Here is a 21221-nt window from a genome sequence, read left to right on the forward strand (position 1 = left end):
GAAATGGGTTATCAATTAAGCCTGTTACCAATCAGGCTTTGGTGTGCGAGGAGATTATGTGGCAGCAAACGAAACTTTTGATGATTGCGTGTTTAGCAGGATTACCGTTGGTATTAGTAAATTCAGTTTGGGTAGCAACTGCAAGTGAATTGCAGCAAGTTCAAGCTCAAATTCCGAATCTTCGTCTCATTCAAGTTACGGGAGTGCAGCTAAATCCTACTACACAGGGAATTGAAGTTGTTCTAGAAACTACCGCAGCATTAAACCCTGAAACCTTTGTTGAAGAGAATACGTTAATTGCAGACATCCCTAATGCAGTGCTGTTATTGCCTGAAGGTGAAGAGTTTCAAGCCACACCAGCGGCAGGAATTGCATCGGTCAGCGTCACAAATCTAGAGGGTAATTATGTTCGAGTCGCAATTACAGGCGTGGATGCACCACCAACAGCAGAGGTAACAACGGCAGCACAACGCTTGGTATTAAGTGTTACTCCAGCAACGCTAGCAACCGAAGACGAAGCAATTGAAATAGTGGTGACAGCGACACGCACTGAAGAACAAGTAGAAAATGTGCCGCGATCAGTTACGGTGATTGAACGCGAAGAAATTCAGCAACAAGCAACCGTTTCGAGAAACTTGCAAGATATTTTAGGCAATCTTGTTCCTGGGTTTGGACCGCCAACGCAAGGAGTGAATCTATTTGGACAGAGTTTTCGCGGACGCGCACCGCAAGTTTTAATCGATGGTGTGCCGATACGTTCTAATCTTTCTACGGTTCAAGCAAGAGATTTGAGAACAATCGATCCCGCAGCGGTTGAGCGCGTTGAAGTTGTGCGCGGTTCCTCAGCAATTTATGGTGATGGTGGTACTGGTGGTGTAATTAATATCATTACCCGACAACCGAGTGAGGAGTTTACTTCTACAGTAGAACTAGGAGTTACTGCGGCTGCGGGTGGTGGCGATTCTTTCTTACTAGGTGAAAGTTTTGGGAATTATTTAGAGTACGGTATCTCTGGAACCGAAGGAAATTCCAACTATTTATTGTCGCTCTCACGCAATCAAAATCGGGGATTTTTCAGTGCAGAAGGCGATCGCCTACCGTCAATTGGCGTTGATGAAACTGAGACTTTGAACGTTCTTGGTAAATTTGGAGTTAATTTCAACGACGAGCAACGCCTACAAGTAACCTTTGACCACTACGACGATCGCGACAATAGTAATTATATTTCTGATCCAATCGTACTAGATCCTCCTGGTACTCAAACAGCGCGCGCTTTAAGACAACCCGATCCAGATTACATCGGGCGTAGCGAACCTAGAAATCTCAATACAGTTCTTAGTTTGAACTACTCGCACGATAATGTATTTGGTAGCCGCGTTCAAGCGCAAGCCTACTACCGCAATAACCGCTATCTCTCTAGTGGTAGTGATTTTCGACCTTTTGGCGATACAAATCCTGGAGTGAGTGCGCAAGAAAACGAGAAAGAACAATTCGGAACTAGGCTACAAATCGAAACTCCTTTATCCGAAACTTTAAGTTTACTGTGGGGTGCTGACTACGCCGATGAAAATGTTTCTATTGTTATTGAGGGCTTTGACGAAGCTGAGTTTGATAGCAGCGGTAGCAGAATTTTTCGCAAAGTTGATGAATTTATTTGGGTGCCGAACTATAACTTTAACAGCCTTGGTTTATTTGCGCAGTTGCAGTGGAATCTGAATGAAACTTGGTCTTTCAATGGTGGTTTACGCTACGAACGTTTTGGCTTAAACGTTGATGACTATACCGTTCTTACTTTTACTGAAGACCCTGGTCAAGCGATTGAAGGTGGAAATGTTAATTTTGACGACGTTGTTTTTAATCTTGGTGCTGTTTACAACGTTACGAATCAGATTAGTTTGTTTGCCAACTTTGCACAAGGTTTTTCTGCACCTGATTTTGGTCGATTATTGCGTAATCCGCCTGACGGGTTCACATCACTAGAACAGGATCTAGACGTAACTCGACCTCAACAGATTAATAATTACGAACTGGGAATTCGTGGTAATTGGTCTAATATACAACTATCACTTGCAGGTTTTTACAGTGAATCTGACTTGGGTGTAACCGTTACACCATCAGCAGGGAGACTGGCGACAGTTTCGCGCGAACCACAAAATATCTATGGTTTAGAAGCTACGCTTGATTGGCAACCAGGCGCAGGCTGGGGACTTGGTAGTGGACTTAGTTGGGTGGAAGGCGAAGCTGAGAACGAAGATGGTAAGTATATAGCGCTCAACAGTGGTATTATTCAGCCGTTGAAATTGACGGCTTACGTTGAACATGAAACAGATTTTGGTTGGCGTAATCGGTTACAGGCGCTGTATGTTGGCGATCGCGATCGCGCTTTTGAGGCTGGAGTCGATCCGGTAGCGCTAGGTAACTACATCACGCTAGATTTAATCAGCAGTATTCCCTTAGCAGGTGGAAGACTTTCGCTCAGTGTCGAAAATCTACTCAATGAGCAATACGTTCCCGCCATATGGCAGTATTTTGCTGGCTTTGCAGATACAGATAACATCCCTGCTAGAGGGAGAACAATTCGACTTGGTTATTCAATTGAATGGTAATAAGTCAAGAGTATTTATTACCATTACCTAAAAGAAAATGCGTTTGATTAAGCCGTTAATAATTATATTCACCAGCTTTGCGATCGCGGGTTGTGGTATCAACGCGCCGCGTAGTGTCGTTTCTAGTAAAGACGCGGTTGAGTCGTGTAAAGTCATTGAACACGATTTAGGCAATACGGAAATTTGCGGACTACCTCAAAAAGTCGTCGCGGTTGATCCTCATATGCTTGACTTAATGCTGTCGCTTGGTATTCAGCCTGTAGGTTTTGCAGAAGTTGAGGCGGCGATTGTTGGCTCGCCTAAGTTGGGCGAACAAATGACACAAATTAAATATTTAGGCGATCGCATTACCAGTCATCCAATTTATATTGGAACGCGCAACCAGCCCTCTTTAGAAACAATTTTGCGACTGAAACCCGACTTAATTTTAGGAGAGTTGGGCGTATCTTCGTACCGCAACTTAGAAAAAATTGCACCTACGTTGTTTCCCTTTAAAGATTTTGATAACTATCAATGGCAGCAAACTTTACTCAAGTTAGGGCAAGTATTTGAGCGCGAACAGCGTGCTAAACAAATAATTATTGAACACAATCAACGCATTGCTCAAGCAAAAGCTAAGCTTGCCAATATTACTCAAAACTCAAAGTTGCTGCTTTTAGGAATGTCGGAACTCGGCACAATTGGAGTATTAAATGCTCGGACTTTTCCAGGGGCTTTGCTTGAAGAACTCGGTTTTGAGCTTGTTATCCCCAAGCAGGTAAGCGCTGATCCTAATACGGATGCAACAATCTCGCTAGAAGTTCTGCCACAACTTGATGCTGATATTATTATTGTGACAACATTCAATAAGACACCGCAAGTAGAAAAGATTTGGCAACAAAATTTGATTTTGCGATCGCTCAAAGCAAGTCAAAATAATCGAGTTTACTTTGTTGATTATCAATTATGGGGGCGTATTCGCGGACCAATCGCTGCTGAATTGATGATCGAGCAGATGCAAATGTTACTTGAAAATGTAGTGAGAAGTTAAAAATTAGCGTTCAATTGTTTGCTACTATTCTTCCCCACCGCTTCAATACTCGCAAAACCTCATATAAATCATTGCCACGATTTAGCAGTGAAAAGACATCTGACAAAGCATATTGAGGAACATTCGCTTGTACCAATTTAATAAATAAAAACTCGCTGCCATTTAAAACAACTCCAAAGGCAGGTTTTTCTTGATTTGGACGTGCCAGCATATAAGCTAAAGTTTGAGGAATTGCCTTAGTTAAAGAAAACTCAGAATTCTTGGCTTCAATTACACTTACCCAAAGTTGTCCTTGAATCACTAGTACATCAATACTGCCTTGAATCACCTCTCCCTCATCTATCGCCGCAACCTTCACCTCATTTTCTCCATCAACTCGGAAGGGAGGTTCGTAAAATCCTGCCAAATCTAGCAGTGGAGATAGTACCGCCATTTTGACGATGCTTTCCATCACTGGGTACTCTAGTAAGTAGAGATAATTTCGTTTCACTCGGTCTAAAGCTTGTCGTTCGACAGCGGTTAGTTCTGGTAACTCATCTAGCCATTCGCGAAAAAACTGGTCGTCCTCAACGCGCTGTAACCCAAATTTTGTCTTCAAATCATGAAGCTTAACTTTTCTCGCAGCGATCGCTTGTGTCATATATACTTGATTCACCCTATATTAAGCTGCTGTACTTGCTCTACCGATAAATTCAACACTTGAGCCACTTGTTCTACACTAAGTCCCATTGCTAGCATTTGAGGAATTGCGTTGCGAATCGATTGTTCTGCTTGTTCTGCTCTTTGCTGTGCTTGCTTTGCTTTTCGCTGTGCGTCTTCTTCAGGTAAAGGAACCAACATTCCCTCTGGCGTAAAAAAGCGTAACTGTCGCTGATGAATTCCGACATACAGTTCTAATTGCTGACTCCAAAGCCAGCCTTGGGGTGTAGGAACAATCTCTTGATACTGTCCGCCGACTAAGCAAAATCCGGCAAACTCTAGTGTATCAGGGCTAAACCAGAAGTAGACTGGAACCCGCCAGACGTTTTGATAAAGTTCTTTCTTAAAACCGCGATCAACTGCGGCTGTCGAGTCTGATAATAACTCAATAATTACATTAGGATACTTCCCGCCTTCATGCCAAACAACCCAACTTCTGCGATCTTTCTTCTCAGTTCCTAAAACAACGAAAAAATCAGGACCTCGAAAGTATTCTGACGTTTTTTGATTAGGGCTATAATAAACAGTCAAGTTACCTGCGGCATAAAAATCGGTGCGTGAAGCGGAGCTATCCCGAAGGGAATCGCGCCACCACCACTTAATGAGGCGAATTAGCAAGTCAATTTGTTCTCGATGGCGATCGCTTTCCAAGGGTGGTTCATTACTCCACAAGTTTTCGTCTGGAAAAATTATGGCTTCTGTGGCGATCTGAGTCGAAGTAACCACCTGGGGCTGAGACATAACCGCGATTCCTGGCGCTGTTTTTTTATCCTATCCTAAATTTTCAGGTGAGTAGTGGAGAGTAGAGAGTTGTATTCTTAGTTCAAGTGATGCTGCTGTTCTCTATGCCTGAAAATCAAAACTGCGTTGTTATAGAAGATAATTAATGAGAATCTATCTTATTAAGTGCAACAACACTTCAGGAATGCAATCAAATTATGTCTCTTATTCTCTCAGATCGAGATTTAAAAACTTCTTACCCCAGCAGCTACGAATTGAGCGTGAAGTGTTCTCAATCGGTTAGTTCGGCTTATAAACGATCAATTAATCTTGGTCATGGGTTGCATTTACTTGTACGCAACTATCAACTCAAAGAACCTTTACTTGAAGAGATTATCTATACCTACTCAGCAGTTGAACTTGAGTTTGGGTTCAACCTGGCTGGTAAGCCGCATCAAACGAGTCGTTTTAGCTATCCAGGTAGTTTTTTACAATTTGAGCGAACAAATTCTCGGACAGTGATAGGAGAGTGGTTTCCAGGACGAATTCTCAAGATCGATCTGCATCTCACTGCGCCGCAAGATAGTGAAAAACTCAGTTCAATGCAGATGGAATTACTACCACTAGAGTTACGACAACAACTCGAAAATCCAGATGAAGAATTTTATACCGATTTAGGTGTCCTCACACCAGAAGTTCACTTAGTGTTACAGCAAATTCTCAATTGTCCATATCAAGGAGAAATTGAGCAAATTTATTTGCAAGCTAAAGCACTAGAATTGATTGCATTACAGTCAGCCTATATTCTAAAGCATCGCGATCGCAACCAACTCGTTAAGCTGAAATCTTCTGATGTTGATCGCCTTTATCATGCTAGAGATGTATTGATAAATAATGCTGAAAGTCCGCCTTCATTAATTGATTTAGCACGCTTAGTGGGGATGAATGACTGTACATTTAAACGCGGATTTCGGCAAGTTTTTGGTACAACAGCTTTTGGTTATCTCCGAAAACACCGAATGGTTCAAGCACGGCAATTACTATTAGAAAATAAAATGAGTATTGCTGAAGTGGCGTGTACAGTTGGCTATTCGCATCCTGGCTATTTTGCTGCTGCATTTCGTCGCGAGTTTGGAATCAATCCTAGTTCTTTGCGGCGTGATATTTCGGCTTGTGACTAAAATTCGTTGCTTGGGTCATGGCGATCGCGCGATCGCAGATAATCATATTAGAAGTCGTAAGGACAGATTCAATGAATAGTGTTGTCCTCAATCTGGAACCAATTGCACATTTAAGCGATGAGCAATTCTATCAACTGTGTGTTGCTAATTGCGATTTAAGCTTGGAAATGAGTGCCGCAGGAGAATTAATTATTGTGCCGCCAGTTGGAGGAGAAAGTGGCAATCGAGAAGCAGACTTGATTACAGACTTAAATAATTGGAACCGTCAAACAGAATTAGGCAAAGTTTTTAGTTCGTCAACAATTTTCATTCTGCCCAACGGTGCAAAGCGTTCTCCTGATGCGGCATGGGTAAAATTAGCGCGCTGGGAAGCTTTAACACCCGAACAGCGCAAAAAATTTCCACCGCTTGTCCCTGATTTTGCGATTGAACTACGAAAAGTGCGTTGCGGGGGTTCCCCCCGTTGTAGCACCTTTTCAAGAGAGCGTTCCGAGACGGATCGACTGCAAACTATTCAAGCCAAAATGCAGGAATACATTGAAAATGGTTTGCGTTTGGGCTGGCTGATTAATCCTCAAGATCAGCAAGTAGAAATCTATCGTTCCCAAGCTGTAGAAGTCGTTCAAATGCCAGCAATACTCTCTGGTGAAGATGTTTTACCTGGTTTTGAGTTGCCAGTGTAGCTTCTTGAGTGCAAAGAAGTAGAGGAGAATAGATAGTCAAGTTGTTCCGGCTTGTGACTAAAAAATTCCGTTGCGTAGCAGACGCGATCGCCCAAATCACTTTATAGTTTGCTTTAGCTTTGTTGCAAAGAGTTTGCAATCAGCTTGACAGCGCGAGTGATATTGAGTGTGGGCGTGAGGGACATGAGGCAACAATTGATTGGGTTGATGCTATTAGGGACAGTGTGGGCGATCGCGATTCCATCTGTAACAGCACAGGAAATACCGAGTAAAACGCTTGCAGAATGGATTGCAGCACAACAGAGAACAGCGCAAAATGTCCCTGTACAAGTCACCGGTGTGAGTGTCTTTGAGACAGATACAGGTTTAGAAGTTGTTTTAGAAACCGTAGGGCAATTGTCGCAACCTACGACGTCGGTTGTTGGTAATACTTTGATTGCAGATATTCCGAATGCAGTCTTGAATCTACCAGATGCACAAGAACCTCAATTTGTCAATCCAACAGCAGAAATTGCATCACTATCAGTCACAAATTTGCCGAATAATCAAATCCGAGTTGCCATTGAGGGAGTCAACGCACCACCAACAGCACAAGTTAGTACCGCTGCACAAGAATTAATACTCACTGTAACTCCTGGTGTAACCGCAGATATCACTGAAGATGAAGAAGCAATTCAGATTGTCGTCACAGCAACACGCACAGAAGAAGCCGTAGAGGATGTACCGCGTTCAGTTACAGTGGTAGAGCGCGAACAAATCGAGCAACAAGTCACAGTTTCGCAGTCAAGAAACCTGCAAGATATTCTGGGCAATCTCGTTCCTGGGTTAGCACCGACGACGCAAAGTAACAATAATACAAATCAAACACTTCGAGGCAGACAAGTTCAAGTTTTAATTGATGGCGTACCGCTGCGTTCAAACTTAACAAACCAACCGCGAGATTTTAGAAGTATCGATCCTGATTCGATTGAACGTGTGGAAGTTGTACGCGGACCAAGTGCGATTTATGGTGATGGTGGAACTGGAGGTGTGATTAATATTATTACCCGCCGACCTCCTGAAGGAGAAATTTTAAGTACTGTGGAAGTTGGTGTTAATGCTGCTGCGGGTGGGGGAAATTCATTTTTATTAGGCGACAGTTTTGGTAACTTCTTTAAATACGGGCTTGCGGGCGATCAGGGCGTTGTGGATTTTGTGTTTGACTTCTCGCGTTCGTATACTGGTGGATTTTTTGATGCGCGGGGCGATCGCATTCCGCAGTTTGCCCAAGATTCGGATGCTGACACATTAAGTGTCCTGGGTAAAATCGGCTTTGATTTCAGCGAGGATCAACGTCTACAGATAAGTGCCAGCTACTTTGAAGCTAACGAAAATTTCCGCATTATCAGCGATCCTATTATCGAAGATATTCCAGGAATTCAGTATGCCCGCGCGCTGGAAGTTCCAGGAATTGAAGTTATTGGCGGTAATGAAGCAGGGAATCACACGACTGTTTTTAACGTAAGCTATACACACGCAAATCTTTTAGGTAGTCGCGTCCAAGCACAAGCATTTTACCGCAATGGTCCTGTGTCATTTACACCTGAAGACTTACGACCGTTTGATTTTGTCGATCCTGGAATTTTTCAAAGTACAATTGAGCGCGAGTTATTTGGCGGTAGACTCCAGGTTGAAACACCTTTTTCCTCAACATTGAGCGTGTTATGGGGTGCAGATTACCTCGATGAAGATATCTCGCAGGTAATTACGTTCTTCGATCCTGAAGTGTATGATGCTACAAACCGTCGAGTTTTTCAGGCAATTGGCACGCGAAGCTATATGCCACCGCATAATTTTACCAACCTTGGCTTATTTGCTCAAGCGCAGTGGAATTTAACCGACGCTTTGCGTGTGAGTGGCGGAATACGTTACGAACGCTTTGCCTTAAGTGTGGATGATTACACAACGGTTGGGTTTGGGTTGACTCCGGATCGGGCGATCGCTGGTGGAGACGTTAGCTTTGACGACGTTTTATTTAACATTGGTGCAACGTATAATTTAACTGAAAATCTCAGCGTATTTGCTAGTTTTGCACAAGGCTTTTCCGCGCCGACTTTTGGCACAATTTTGCGCGATCCACCCGAAGATTTCACCTCAGTTACGGATGATTTTGATGTCATTAGTCCGCAACTGGTAAATAGTTATGAAATTGGAGTGCGGGGAAATTGGGCAAATATCCAAGCTTCGCTTGCGGGTTTCTACAACGAGTCAGAACTCGGTATCGGATTTGAAGAATCTCCCTTGGGTACTCGCATTGCGCGTCAACCACAGCGTTTTATTGGGTTAGAAGGAACTGTAGATTGGCAACCTATCAATAATTTGGCGTTAGGTGGAAGTGTAACGTTACTCCGAGGTGAATTTGAAAATGAAGATGGCGATTACTTAGCGATTGATGGATTTACGGTTTTTCCACCGAAGTTAACAGCTTACGTACAACACGAAACTGATTTTGGCTGGCGCAATCGATTGCAATTACTGTATGTTGGCGATCGCAATGCGGCGTTTGATGATGGTGTCGATCCGGTTCCTGTAACAGGTTACACAACACTTGACTTGATTAGCAGTATCCCGTTACTTGGAGGTAGATTATCATTCAGCGTTGAAAACCTCCTGAATCGACAATACGCGCCTTTCTTAAATCAAGTCAATGGTGGATATTTTGAACCTGGAAACGTTGCTGCACGAGGTCGTACGATTAGTGTTAACTATTCGATTGATTGGTGACATTTTGAAGTTAAGGAATGGGTAATGGGTAATTCTAGATAAATATTATTACCAGTTACCAATTACCAATTACCAGTTACGTTTATTTTCGCCAACTTGTTTATGAATCGCTACTTTTGTGCTGATGCGTCACGCCAAGCAGGAGAAGATCCAATTGGATGGGTAAGTTCTGATGAAATCTTTGTGATGATTGAATGTCCGCCGCCTTGGAGTACAAATGAGTTTGAATCTAAAGCCGCACCTGCAAATCTAATTTCTTTTGTAGAAAAACTTGATGACGCTGAAGCATCGATTAGGGTAGTGTTAATTTATGGTGAAGCACTGCAACAGCATCCACGCTTAATTATCTTTCGCCAAACACCAGGAATTTCTAACAGTTATTGCAAACAAGAAGCACAATTTGCGGATATTTATGCACTGGTGCAAGCAATACCAGATTACTTGAACGATTCGACACTTGGTGCTGATGCGACACCAACACGCGATATTTTAGTTTGTACGCATGGCAGTCACGATCGCTGCTGTGGAAAGTATGGTTATCCTTTTTATCGACAAGCTGCGGCGACAGTTCGCGATTTGGGTTTAGAAAATGTCCGCATTTGGCAATCGAGTCATTTTGGCGGACATCGATTTGCGCCGACAATGTTAGATTTTCCTGATGGGCGTTGTTATGGAAGACTGACACCCGAAACTTTTATGGCAATTCTGACGCGTCAGGGCGATATTCAAACCTTGAAGAACGTTTATCGCGGTTGGGGAATCCTTGCAGGTTCTGAGTACCCGATCGCATCCCAAGTCATGGAACGCGAATTGATGTTACAACACGGTTGGGATTGGTTTAATTGCAAAATTTCCTATCGTATTGTTGAAGACAGTGCAGATGCTGTTTTTAGTCGAGTTGAATTCACTGTTATTAAGCCTGATGATTCAATACAATGCTATCAAGCTGATGTCGTAGAAGATGAAAGTCGGGCGCTTTACTTAAGCGGAGATTGTGACGGTGAAGTCGAAAAACTACCACATCGCATTGTCAAAAATTTAGTAGAGGTTTGAGTGTTACGAGCCGCACATTACAGCCGACTAAAACTGATCGCATTGAGTATTCTTTCTTGCTTGCTAGTAACGGCTTGTGGCACAATTCAACAAATTAATTCTTCTAATACTTCAATAGCAGCAAACTGCCAAATTGTCAAGCACGATGTTGGTGAAACTGAAATCTGCGGTCAACCAGAAAGCGTTGCGGCGCTGAGTCCGCCACTACTCGATATTTTATTATCACTAGGGATACAACCCACCGCGTATGCGGAAGTCGATCCGTTGCGCGATCGCATCTTTAGTCGCCCTAGCGAACAAATTCCCTATTTAGGCAAACGCGTCACAACTCAACCTATTAATTTAGGCGATCGCAACAACCCATCTATAGAAACACTGCTGCAACTAAAACCTGACTTGATTTTGGGTGAAAATTACCTTGAAATTAACTACAAACTATATTCTAAAATTGCTCCAACGCTACTATATGAGGTACAAGGCGATCGCTGGCAACAAGTTATTTTGCAAATCGGTCAAGCTTTAGGACGCGAAGCGCAAGCACAGCAAACTCTTCTCAATCATAACCAGCGACTTGCGCAAATCAAAGCACAGTTAGCACCTGCGATCGCACAACAGAAAATTCTTGTTTTGGGCTTTGCTAACGAAATTTCCAGTTCATTCTTATTTGATCGCAACGATTTTGTCTGCGGCTTACTTGCAGATTTAGGTTTTCAAGTTGTCAATCCTGAAGAAGAACGTAGTAGCGGTATCTTTTCGGTGGAAGTATTACCGCAAATTGACACCGATATGATTTTAGTATTACCTTCAGGAGAAAATACGATAGACAATGCTAAACGCCAGTGGAGTCAAAATCGAATTTTGCGATCGCTTCGGGCGTTCCAGAATCAAAAAGTTTACTTCATCGATTACCAAATTACGCGTATTCGCGGACCAATTGCTGCTGAAGTGTTTATTAATCAAATGCAACAATTGCTGCAACCAAGTTAAAGATGCGATCGTGACAACTTGACTCTTGTTACCATAAAGCTGAGAATTAATTGCAACTAAGAATAGACGGCGATCGCGGATGGTACGGGAATTGTGACTATTACACTCTTTAGCAAAGACTACGAAGAACTGTGGCAAGACACTTGTAATTTACAACAGATAACGCTTGCAGATAGTAATGAAGCTGTAAGAATGTGTTCTCAACAGCTTGGTTTCGGTTACATCCGCACAATTGATCTGCGTGATATCGAACTTAGTATTTTTAACTATCAAGTGCATGAAGATCTCAATGTGATCTTTGATTTTCCTCCTGGTGATTCTTGGCTAGAGTTTGGCTTTCATCTATCAGGAAAACGTAGCGGTAAGCGCACAGGACAAAACTTTGTCACCTGGGGAACAAGCTTAGAATCAGAGATTTGGGTGAGTGAAACATCAGCAGACGAGCCAATATTAAAGGTAGATATTTCGCTAGAACCGTACAGAAAGCAGTTAAAGGATTTCGTCACAGGCGATCTCAACCGATTTCCAACGGAACTGCAACAGCTTGTCGAAGGCGACGATTCAGTATGTTACGGCGAAATTGGAACAGTTACACCTGCAATGCGCTTAGTAGTAGAGCAGATTTTGTACTGTCCCTATCAAGGAATGACGAAGCAGATTTATCTTGAAAGCAAGTGTTTAGAATTAATTGCGCTCAAAATAGAACAATTGGCAGAAACTCAATTGAGCAGTACAAGTGATGCTATGCGTTTGAAGTTGGATGATATCGACCGGATTTATCATGCTAAAAATATCATTGTCAACAATCTTGACAATCCACCCTCACTCTCAGAATTAGCAAAACAAGTTGAGTTGAATGAATGTACTCTCAAGCGGGGTTTTCGACAAGTGTTTCATACAACCGTGTTCGGTTACTTGCATCAAATTAGAATGGAGCAAGCTTATCAATTATTAGTCGCAGGCAACGCTAACGTTACACAAGCAGCTAAAGCCGTTGGTTACGCAAGTACAACTTCGTTTAGTGCTGCATTTCGCAAGAAATTTGGTAAAAATCCCTGCGCGTATCGGCGATCGCGTTTTACAGAGTATATTTAATTATCCATACCTTACGCCACTTTGAGGTTCGCCAGTGATAAGCTAGATGCAGAAGAAATTTGGAAGTATCCGATGCGGCGCGATCAAGTCTTGTCGATTGTCAAATTGCATCGAGAGCAATTGCAGCAATTAGGTGTAGACTCTTTAGAAATCTTTGGTTCGGTGGCGCGAGACGAAGCTAAGTCGAACAGTGATGTAGATTTTCTCGTGAAATTTACTGAAAAAGGTGGGCTGTTCCAGTTATTCCAAGTACAGCATTATTTAGAAGAGGTTTTAGGTTGTGCAGTTGACTTAGGGACACATGATGCTTTGAGAGAACACTTGCGAGAACCCGTCACCAGGGATGTCATTCGTGTCTTCTAGGAACTGGCAACTACGGGTTCAGGATATATTAACAGCCATTGTTGAAATTCAGCAGCGTACAATTCATATAACATTTGAGGATTTTGAGCAAGACAAAACGCTTGTCAAAGCAGTTTTGTACGACTTTATTATTATTGGTGAGGCAACTAGAAATATCCCTACTGAGATTAAAAGTCGCTATCCTCAGATTCCTTGGCGATTGATGAGCGATATGCGAAACGTATTCGCTCATGAGTATTTTCAAATTGATATTATGCGAGTCTGGCTAACAGTTTTTACTGATTTACCTTCTCTAATACCGCAGTTAGAAACGTTGTTGGAGCAAGAAACAACAGAAAAGTAGAGTTTAGACTTTAACTACAGTGCGTTACAAATTATATATCAAAAATTGATATAACTTCTAAGGCTGGCAAAAATTCCGTTTGGAAGCGAAAGTATTCCGTTTGAAATAGATTATCGGCTTTCAAAAGTATTTACTACTCGTGTAAAGTTTATTTCTAATTGCTAATTATTAGCAGTTGAGCAAGCTGTATATCTTGTACTTAGCGCAAGGAAGGATGTTACAGCAATTGGCAGTGTGATTGTTTGTATGTGAGGCATGATGCGGCAGCAATATTTACTTCTTGTTTTGGGTATAAGTGTTATTCCAATATTAGTCACTCAAGCGGTTAGGGCAGAAGTAGAACTAGAAGAAATAAAGAATTCGCATCGTGTATCAGCACTTCAGCGCGATCGCACTCTAAAACTAGCACAAGCAATTATTCAAGTCACATCTGTACAAGTCTACTCTACCGATACAGGCGTTGAAGTTGTTTTAGAAACTCCCACAGGTGCGTTATCGGTTCCCACAACACAAACCATTGACAATACACTGATTGCAGAGATTCCCAATGCTGTTTTGGTACTACCAGACGCTAATGAATTTCAAGCTACCAATCCTATAGAGGGAATTACAGCGGTTATGGTGAGAAACATCACCGGAAGCCGCGTTCAAGTAACAATTACAGGCTTAGAAGCGCCGCTAGTAGCCGAGGTAAGCACAGCAGAACAAGCATTGATCCTCAGCGTGACTCCTACATCAGAGTTAGATAGCACTACAACTGAGAATGAACCGATTGAGATTGTTGTGACAGCGACGCGAACCGAAGAAGAATTACAAAATGTACCGCGTAGCGTCACAGTGCTTGAACGCGACCAAATTCAAGAACAAGCGCGTTTTGGTCGGGACTTAGCAGACATTTTAACGCAGTTAGTCCCTGGTTCAACGCAGCCGACAGGTCGTCCGAGTAACTTTACTTTAAGAGGGCGCGATGCTTCGATTGTGATTGACGGTATCCCCCAAAATACGAACAATAATCAAACATTTATTGCACCGCTTGCCTCAATTGACCCTGAAGCGATTGACCGAATTGAAATCATTCGCGGTCCAAATGCGATTTATGGCGGACAAGCAACCGGAGGACTAATCAATATTATCACCCGTAGACCAACTGAAGACCGCTTGACTTCGACGGTAGAACTGGGAACAACCGCAGCGGCTGGTGGTGGCGATTCATTTCTGATTGGTGATAGTTTTGGGTATAATGTTCAATACTCACTTTCTGGTACAGAAGGCGCGGTTGACTGGTTAGGTAGCCTCGCATCAACGTGGACAGGTGGCTTTTTTGATGCAGAAGGCGATCGCGTCGGCAATAATTTCGGCTTAGACGATACCAATACTTTTGATGGATTGGTCAAACTTGGAGTCAACTTAGACGAACAACAACGCTTGCAACTTACATTCAATCACTACAATTTAAGCCAAGATACCGATTTTATTTCGGATGAAAGCATTGCAGACATACCAGGAATTCAAACTGCACGCCTAGTTAGAATTCCGCCAGGAACAACCGTCATCGGATCGGAAGCAGGATATTTCTACACCACTACGAATACAACACTCAGTTACTCGCACGAAAATCTTCTCGGAAGTCGAGTCCAAAGTCAGTTATTCTATCGTCTGTTTAAAACTGGCGGTGGTATTCCTTTTGATGAGCGACCTTTTAGTGGCACTGTGATTAGCAATTCTCGAGGGGAAACCGAACAGTGGGGCGGACGAGTGCAAATCGAAACGCCGTTTAATTCTGAACGGACAGCAAGTTTACTTTGGGGTGTGGATTACGTTCATGAAGACATCTCGCAGAACTTCGATATTTTTGACCCAGAAGAACTTGACGCAAGCGGTGGGTTGATTTACCGAAAAATTGACGAAGCATTATTTATCCCACCCTATACGCTCGATGATTTGGGAATTTTTGCGCAGCTACAATGGCAAATTGGCGATCGCATTACGCTCAATAGCGGCGCACGTTACGTAAACTTGACGATCAACACCGAAGACTATACCACGTTTGATGATGGTAGAGATGTCGAAGGTGGAACGATCAACACCGATGATATTGTGTTTAATGCAGGAGCCGTATATAATTTTACTGATGCACTCAGCGTTTTTGCTAGCTTCGCGCAAGGCTTCTCGCTTCCAGATGTCGGTCGCATTCTCCGCCGTCCACCAGAAGGTTTTGCAAGTTTAACAGCAGATCTTGATATCACTTCACCGCAGAAGGTAGATAACTACGAACTCGGAATTCGCGGTGTGTGGAATTCATTACAAGCATCGCTGGCAGGATTTTACAATTACTCAAGTTTAGGATTAGACCTCGTACCACTTCCAGGCTTACAAGGAGGAGCATATCGCATTGTCCGCGCCCCGCAACGAGTTTACGGCGTAGAAGCAACAATCGACTGGCAAGCTGATCAAAACTGGCGCTTGGGTGGAAGTGCGTCTTGGCAAGAAGGAGAAAATGATGAAGACGAAGATGGTGAGTTTTTAGCTTTAAACAGCACCGTCATTGCTCCTTTCAAGCTTACAGCGTATGTTGAACATGAAACCTTACCAGGCTGGCGTAATCGCTTGCAGTTGCTCTATTCTGGAAGCCGGAGTCGCGCGTTTGAAGATGGAGTCGAAGGAGCAGCAATTGAGAGTTATGTAACAGTTGACTACTTTAGTAGTATTAGTCTATTCGGAGGTGAACTACTGATCGGCATTCAGAATTTATTCAATGCCGACTATTTTCCTGTGTTTTCTCAATATTTTGCTCCTATTTACGATCCCCTCAATTACAAAGGACAAGGTAGAACGATTAGTGCAAGTTATCGCATCACTTTTTAATATCAAGTCGCTTTTGTGTGGTTGGTGACTAGTAATTGGTAATCATTAATGGGTAATTTTTAATCAATATTTTTGTCAACGATCGGAAACCTCGTTATCAATAACCAATGACTAGCTTTTAATTTATGTCTTGATTGGCAACTGGATATAAAATAACCTGAGTTCGGGATAAGGAAAGGGGCAGGTAGTAAGCTGAAAATAACGACAAATCCAGCAACCTGCCCTATGTTTAGTTTAGAGGCTTTGTTTTGCCATGTAGATGATTTCTGTAAGGCTTTTGAAGCGCAGTGGCACAAAAAGCTATTAAGTCATGGAGGAATAAAACGTAATCGTTCAAAAGGTCTATGTTGGAGTGAGATAATGACGATACTGATTGCGTTTCATCAGAATCACTACCGAAATTTTAAGTATTTTTATTTGAATCAAGTGAAACGATATTGGAGTGATGCTTTTCCAGGTCTTCCGAGTTATCAAAGATTTATTGAATGGCTACCATCGACCTTGATACCGTTGTGCGTTTACCTCAAGCATTGTTTTGGAAAATGTACAGGTATCGGTTTGATAGATTCGACAAGCTTAAAAGTCTGTCATAATCGACGGATTGCTCAACACAAAGTGTTTCAAGGTTTAGCGGCTCGTGGCAAAACTTCTGTGGACTGGTTTTATGGTTTCAAACTTCATATTGTCGTCAATGAACTTGGTCAACTCTTAAATGTGACTATCACTCCTGGTAATGTTGATGACCGTCAGCCAGTTCCTGATTTACTTAGTCAGCTGTTTGGCAAGATTTTTGCCGATAGAGGTTATGTTTCTCAAAAACTGGCAGCTCAACTTTTAGAAGACTTCGGTATTCAGTTTTTTGCTAAACCTCGGCGCAATATGAAAAACAAGTTGATGCTTCTGCATGACAAGCTTTTATCCCGTAAACGTTCCATTATTGAGACTATTAACGACCAACTCAAGAATATTTCTCAGATTGAACATTCCAGGCACCGTAGTCCTGTGAATTTTTGCGTTAACGTTCTGTGTGGATTAATCGCTTATTGCCATCAACCTAAGAAACCCAGCCTTCAGATGGACTGGCTTTTATCTCAAAGTGCTTAACCCGAACTCAGGTTAAAATAAATTATTGTGCAGATTCCCAAGAATGCAACTAAATCGCTGCAATTATTTTTCCTGGCAATTCTATTAACTATTTGGATTGCAGCTTGCCAAGGTAGAGTTGATAACTCAAGTCTGAGAAATGAGTCATCAAGCAACTGCCGCATTATACAGCACGCAATGGGCGAAACCTGCGTTCCACTCAATCCCCAACGGGTCATTGCACTCAGGCTCGTCGATAATGTTATCGCATTAGGCATCAAGCCAGTCGGGGCAACGTTTGTCGAGACGGGTATTGACTCGCTACTTCCACAAACAACCCAAATTGCGAATATTGGTACGCGCAGTCAACCCGACTTAGAGAGTATCTTACGCCTGAAGCCCGATCTCATTTTAGGCTTAGATTGGGATGCGCCTGCTTACAAGCAACTATCACAAATTGCACCCACCGTACTAGTCGCAAGCGGCGATGATTTGGATTGGAAACGGTGGTTTAAAATTTATGCTGAAGCGTTAGGGAGAACCCAGGAAGCTGATAAGATTATGACTACTTATACATGGCGAATTGCTGATTTACGGAAACAGCTAGGGAATCGCTTATCAACAACGCAGGTATCGGTAGTCAGCTTTTGGGCAGACGCGGCTCGAATTTACTTAAAGCAATCTTTTAGCGGACAGATTATTAATGATGTTGGTTTAGCACGTCCTACTGCACAAAACCAGCAAAAAGTCAATGAAAATTTATCCTTAGAACTAATTCCCCAAATGGATGGTGACGTTATGTTTTTAATGGCAGATCGTTCAGCATCCAAGCTAGCTGAATTTACCAATCATCCTTTGTGGTCGCAACTGAAAGTTGTTCAGCAACGCCGAGTTTATGAAGTTGATGGCGAAGCCTGGGTTTCGCAATGGACTACGGTAGCAGCTAACCGAGTTTTCGATGATTTGTACAAGTATTTAATCGATGAGTGGAAGTAACAATGAGTGCAACGCAATTTTTCTGTGCTGAAAGTTCGCGTCAAGCTGGAATTGATATCATTGGTTCGGCTTCAACGCATGAAATCTATATTGCCATTGAATGTCCCACACCTTGGGCAGCGGATGACCTCGATTCCCCAGGTGTTCCTGCTAACTTACGTCAGTTGGGAGAAGAAGTCTACAATGATTACGATCGCCTCCAAACAAGATTTCTGCTAATCTATAACGAAAGCCTCAAAGCGCCTGATTACACAAGAATTCTAATTTTTCGTAAGGTATCCGGACTTACCAACGGCTACAGTCAACAAGAATTTCACGTCGCAGATATCGAGCAAGTTGCTCCTTTGATTAAAGATTACTTGACTGGTCATCCAACTACAACATCGCAAGAAAGCGCAACGCGAGATTTCTTGATTTGCACGCATGGCAGCCATGATAAATGTTGTGCTAAGTATGGTAATCCTTTTTATCGACAGACTTTAGCAACAGTCGCTGAGCGATCGCTCGATCGCGTTCGTGTTTGGCAAGCAAGTCACATCGGCGGACATCGTTTCGCACCAACTGCGATTGACTTTCCCACAGGTAGATACTACGGCTACCTCGATCAAACGGCGCTTGTCTCCATTTTGACACGTACAGGCGAGATTCAATGTCTCAAATCAGTCTATCGAGGTTGGGGAATGTTACCTTGGGCGGCTCAGTTTTTAGAAAAAGAACTTATACTGATGCATGGTTGGCAATGGTTTGATTACAAAGTTACAGCACAAGTTTTAGAGCATGATGAAGAGGAGATATTTAACCGAGTTGAACTCAGCTTTGAAACTCCTGCAAATGAGCAGCAAACTTACACTGCTGATATAGTTGCAGATGTTAGCAAAACGGTGTATCTCAAAGGATCGTGCAGTAGTCAACAAGAATCAGAAGTGACACCATACATTGTCAAAAATCTGACTCGGATTCAATAGTACGTTTGCTTATTTACAGGAAAAGCAGATTTGAAAGCGATCGCACCTATCACATAGAGCAGCACTCCCCCTAGAAATTATCTGTTGTATCCACGATAAAATAAAACTAAATCCATAAAAGGTAGTCTTTATGGCAACCCAACTTGAGCAAACCAAAGCGCAACAATTGGTGATATCTTGGGAAGCGTTGCCCGACGACTTTCAATGAGAGGATGAACCTGTGGAAAATACTGGTTAGCCAATTATAGCTGGCGCTTTGCGTGAAAGCTTAGAAATCAGTGGTTTCATCCAACCTCAGTGTTGATTGCGTCGAATTTTGGTCTTTGTGCGACTGTAAATGGGCAATTTGTTGTCAAAGCACCTGATTGGGTTTATGTTCCACGTGTCAATCAAGCATTAGGCGATTGCAAAAGTTATACACCAAATTTAGATGGCGATGTTCCCCAAGTCGTCATCGAATTCTTATCTGACGCCGATGGGCAAGAATATTCGGTGAAGCGAACTTATCCACCGGATAATTTGCCGCAGACTAACAGTGCTTCCCTGCGCATTGTGTTCATATAGCCCTAGTCAATAGAGTTGGGACACTATAGAAGCTCGTAATGATTTCCCTAACTAAAGTTTAATCCTGACCTCTGACTCCTGCTATAGTATGTGCGCTTGAGCAAAAACTTGACTCTTTCGCCTGAATAAATAAGAATGAGTTTCATTTGGCTGAAACTTGATCTGTATTATTGAGGACACAAAAGGAGCCATCTGTGACAATTACGCTTTTGCACAGGGAATACGATGAGTTGTGGCAACACAGTCACGTTATAAAATTAGAGCCTTTTGAAACTGTGGAAGAATGCCCTCAGCAATTGGGTAATGGCTATCAACGATGGATCTTGTTGAATGGAATTGATTTATTAATTCACGACTACGAATTTTGTGATGATGTTGTTATAAAGTTAGAGGAAACTTCTGGTTGTATCGAATTTGGATTTCAAGTGTTGGGTCATCACCAATACCCCAATCGCACCCGAAGTGGCGGACAAAATTTTGTGGAGTGGGGTGCTGCAAAAAATGCGATCGCCCAAAAGTCAGCAGGGAGAATTTTGCAAGTAGACATTCATCTTGACTCACCTGAACTACTACACTACTTTTGTACCTCTAACTCGTCCCTACCTTTAGCGATTCAGCAGCTAATCGCAGGTAACGAACAGCCATACGATCATATCGGTAGCATCACACCCACAATGAAATTGGTGCTTGAGCAGATTCTTAACTGTCCCTATCAAGGCGCAACAAAACAGATGTATCTTGGGGCAAAATGTTTAGAACTGATCGCGATGAAAATTGCGCAACTGAGTGAAGTTAACCATAAGACTTATCCCCGTTTAAGCCGTAGCGAAATTGACCAAATTCATCAAGCAAAGGACATTATCACGCAGAATTTGTGCGATCCACCTTCTTTGCTTTCATTAGCACGGCAAGTTGGGTTGAATGACTGTACATTGAAACGCGGGTTTCGCCAAGTCTTTGGTACAAGCGTTTTTGGTTACTTACACGATCGCCGGATGGAATACGCGCGTAAACTACTAGAAGAACAAGCAATGACAATTACAGGTGTCGCGGCGATGGTTGGTTATGCCAATCGCGGACATTTCGCGGCTGCGTTTCGCAAAAAGTTTGGCGTGAGTCCGAGTCATTATTTATCGCACTATCGAGTAAGTTAAAGAATTCCGTTTTGGGATCTAATCATTCCGTCTTTGAGTCGCTTCACTTCGTAGAACCCTTTAATATTTTG

At 42.6% G+C, this 21221-nt stretch carries 18 protein-coding genes; 16 read left to right on the forward strand and 2 right to left on the reverse strand.

The genetic code is table 11. The features are described from left to right. Positions 1-56: 56 nt before the first annotated feature. Both GLO7428_RS00275 and GLO7428_RS00280 read left to right on the forward strand, forming a co-directional pair. Positions 57-2606, forward strand: coding sequence for a TonB-dependent receptor domain-containing protein (locus GLO7428_RS00275; protein ID WP_015186550.1), 2550 nt, complete (start codon positions 57-59; stop codon positions 2604-2606). A 37-nt stretch (positions 2607-2643) separates the two neighbouring features. Beyond that, positions 2644-3636 (forward strand): ABC transporter substrate-binding protein, encoded by a 993-nt coding sequence (locus tag GLO7428_RS00280; RefSeq protein ID WP_015186551.1) that lies wholly within the window; start codon positions 2644-2646, stop codon positions 3634-3636. Positions 3637-3646: 10 nt separating this feature from the next. Here GLO7428_RS00280 and GLO7428_RS00285 read toward each other — a convergent pair whose 3' ends face one another. Then, positions 3647-4276: a type I restriction endonuclease subunit R gene (locus GLO7428_RS00285; RefSeq protein WP_015186552.1), complete on the reverse strand. Its 630-nt coding sequence runs from the start codon at positions 4274-4276 to the stop codon at positions 3647-3649. Positions 4277-4287: 11 nt separating this feature from the next. Further along, positions 4288-5076 (reverse strand): Uma2 family endonuclease, encoded by a 789-nt coding sequence (locus GLO7428_RS00290; RefSeq protein ID WP_015186553.1) that lies wholly within the window; start codon positions 5074-5076, stop codon positions 4288-4290. Positions 5077-5273: 197 nt separating this feature from the next. Between GLO7428_RS00290 and GLO7428_RS00295 the strand changes: the two genes are divergently transcribed. From GLO7428_RS00295 to GLO7428_RS00360, 14 genes are all read left to right on the forward strand, one after another. Then, a complete protein-coding gene (locus GLO7428_RS00295) occupies positions 5274-6236 on the forward strand; it encodes an AraC family transcriptional regulator (protein WP_015186554.1) in 963 nt (320 codons plus the stop codon). A 71-nt stretch (positions 6237-6307) separates the two neighbouring features. Then, positions 6308-6919: a Uma2 family endonuclease gene (locus GLO7428_RS00300; RefSeq protein ID WP_015186555.1), complete on the forward strand. Its 612-nt coding sequence runs from the start codon at positions 6308-6310 to the stop codon at positions 6917-6919. 183 nt (positions 6920-7102) lie between these two features. Then, positions 7103-9682, forward strand: a complete 2580-nt coding sequence (locus GLO7428_RS00305; protein ID WP_015186556.1) for a TonB-dependent receptor domain-containing protein — start codon at positions 7103-7105, stop codon at positions 9680-9682. Positions 9683-9784: 102 nt separating this feature from the next. After that, positions 9785-10735: a sucrase ferredoxin gene (locus tag GLO7428_RS00310; RefSeq protein WP_015186557.1), complete on the forward strand. Its 951-nt coding sequence runs from the start codon at positions 9785-9787 to the stop codon at positions 10733-10735. Beyond that, positions 10736-11722 (forward strand): ABC transporter substrate-binding protein, encoded by a 987-nt coding sequence (locus GLO7428_RS00315; RefSeq protein ID WP_015186558.1) that lies wholly within the window; start codon positions 10736-10738, stop codon positions 11720-11722. Between the two features lie 93 nt (positions 11723-11815). Next, a complete protein-coding gene (locus GLO7428_RS00320) occupies positions 11816-12817 on the forward strand; it encodes an AraC family transcriptional regulator (RefSeq protein ID WP_015186559.1) in 1002 nt (333 codons plus the stop codon). A 72-nt stretch (positions 12818-12889) separates the two neighbouring features. Further along, positions 12890-13180, forward strand: coding sequence for a nucleotidyltransferase family protein (locus tag GLO7428_RS00325; protein WP_015186560.1), 291 nt, complete (start codon positions 12890-12892; stop codon positions 13178-13180). Further along, a complete protein-coding gene (locus tag GLO7428_RS00330; RefSeq protein WP_041918466.1) occupies positions 13170-13523 on the forward strand; it encodes a DUF86 domain-containing protein in 354 nt (117 codons plus the stop codon). Before GLO7428_RS00325 ends, GLO7428_RS00330 begins: the two co-directional genes overlap by 11 nt. 255 nt (positions 13524-13778) lie before the next feature. After that, positions 13779-16388, forward strand: coding sequence for a TonB-dependent receptor domain-containing protein (locus GLO7428_RS00335; RefSeq protein WP_196797423.1), 2610 nt, complete (start codon positions 13779-13781; stop codon positions 16386-16388). Between the two features lie 225 nt (positions 16389-16613). Next, positions 16614-17492, forward strand: coding sequence for an IS982 family transposase (locus tag GLO7428_RS00340; RefSeq protein WP_015186563.1), 879 nt, complete (start codon positions 16614-16616; stop codon positions 17490-17492). A gap of 27 nt (positions 17493-17519) precedes the next feature. Next, a complete protein-coding gene (locus GLO7428_RS00345; protein ID WP_015186564.1) occupies positions 17520-18467 on the forward strand; it encodes an ABC transporter substrate-binding protein in 948 nt (315 codons plus the stop codon). 2 nt (positions 18468-18469) lie between these two features. Then, positions 18470-19432: a sucrase ferredoxin gene (locus GLO7428_RS00350; protein ID WP_015186565.1), complete on the forward strand. Its 963-nt coding sequence runs from the start codon at positions 18470-18472 to the stop codon at positions 19430-19432. Positions 19433-19729: 297 nt separating this feature from the next. After that, complete coding sequence (locus GLO7428_RS28185) at positions 19730-19996, forward strand: hypothetical protein (RefSeq protein ID WP_196797424.1); 267 nt, start codon at positions 19730-19732, stop codon at positions 19994-19996. A gap of 194 nt (positions 19997-20190) precedes the next feature. Next, a complete protein-coding gene (locus GLO7428_RS00360; RefSeq protein ID WP_015186566.1) occupies positions 20191-21150 on the forward strand; it encodes a helix-turn-helix transcriptional regulator in 960 nt (319 codons plus the stop codon). Positions 21151-21221: the final 71 nt, after the last annotated feature.

The sequence above is a fragment of the Gloeocapsa sp. PCC 7428 genome (genome assembly GCF_000317555.1).
In the GTDB taxonomy this organism is placed as follows: Bacteria; Cyanobacteriota; Cyanobacteriia; order Cyanobacteriales; family Chroococcidiopsidaceae; genus Chroogloeocystis.

Bases quoted from the DNA above. Each gene is read 5' to 3' on its own strand.
- GLO7428_RS00275 (WP_015186550.1), top strand. From the start codon at position 57: ATGTGGCAGCAAACGAAACTTTTGATGATTGCGTGTTTAGCAGGATTA.
- GLO7428_RS00280 (WP_015186551.1), top strand. From the start codon at position 2,644: ATGCGTTTGATTAAGCCGTTAATAATTATATTCACCAGCTTTGCGATC.
- GLO7428_RS00285 (WP_015186552.1), bottom strand. From the start codon at position 4,276: ATGACACAAGCGATCGCTGCGAGAAAAGTTAAGCTTCATGATTTGAAG.
- GLO7428_RS00290 (WP_015186553.1), bottom strand. From the start codon at position 5,076: ATGTCTCAGCCCCAGGTGGTTACTTCGACTCAGATCGCCACAGAAGCC.
- GLO7428_RS00295 (WP_015186554.1), top strand. From the start codon at position 5,274: ATGTCTCTTATTCTCTCAGATCGAGATTTAAAAACTTCTTACCCCAGC.
- GLO7428_RS00300 (WP_015186555.1), top strand. From the start codon at position 6,308: ATGAATAGTGTTGTCCTCAATCTGGAACCAATTGCACATTTAAGCGAT.
- GLO7428_RS00305 (WP_015186556.1), top strand. From the start codon at position 7,103: ATGAGGCAACAATTGATTGGGTTGATGCTATTAGGGACAGTGTGGGCG.
- GLO7428_RS00310 (WP_015186557.1), top strand. From the start codon at position 9,785: ATGAATCGCTACTTTTGTGCTGATGCGTCACGCCAAGCAGGAGAAGAT.
- GLO7428_RS00325 (WP_015186560.1), top strand. From the start codon at position 12,890: ATGCGGCGCGATCAAGTCTTGTCGATTGTCAAATTGCATCGAGAGCAA.
- GLO7428_RS00335 (WP_196797423.1), top strand. From the start codon at position 13,779: ATGATGCGGCAGCAATATTTACTTCTTGTTTTGGGTATAAGTGTTATT.
- GLO7428_RS00340 (WP_015186563.1), top strand. From the start codon at position 16,614: ATGTTTAGTTTAGAGGCTTTGTTTTGCCATGTAGATGATTTCTGTAAG.
- GLO7428_RS00350 (WP_015186565.1), top strand. From the start codon at position 18,470: ATGAGTGCAACGCAATTTTTCTGTGCTGAAAGTTCGCGTCAAGCTGGA.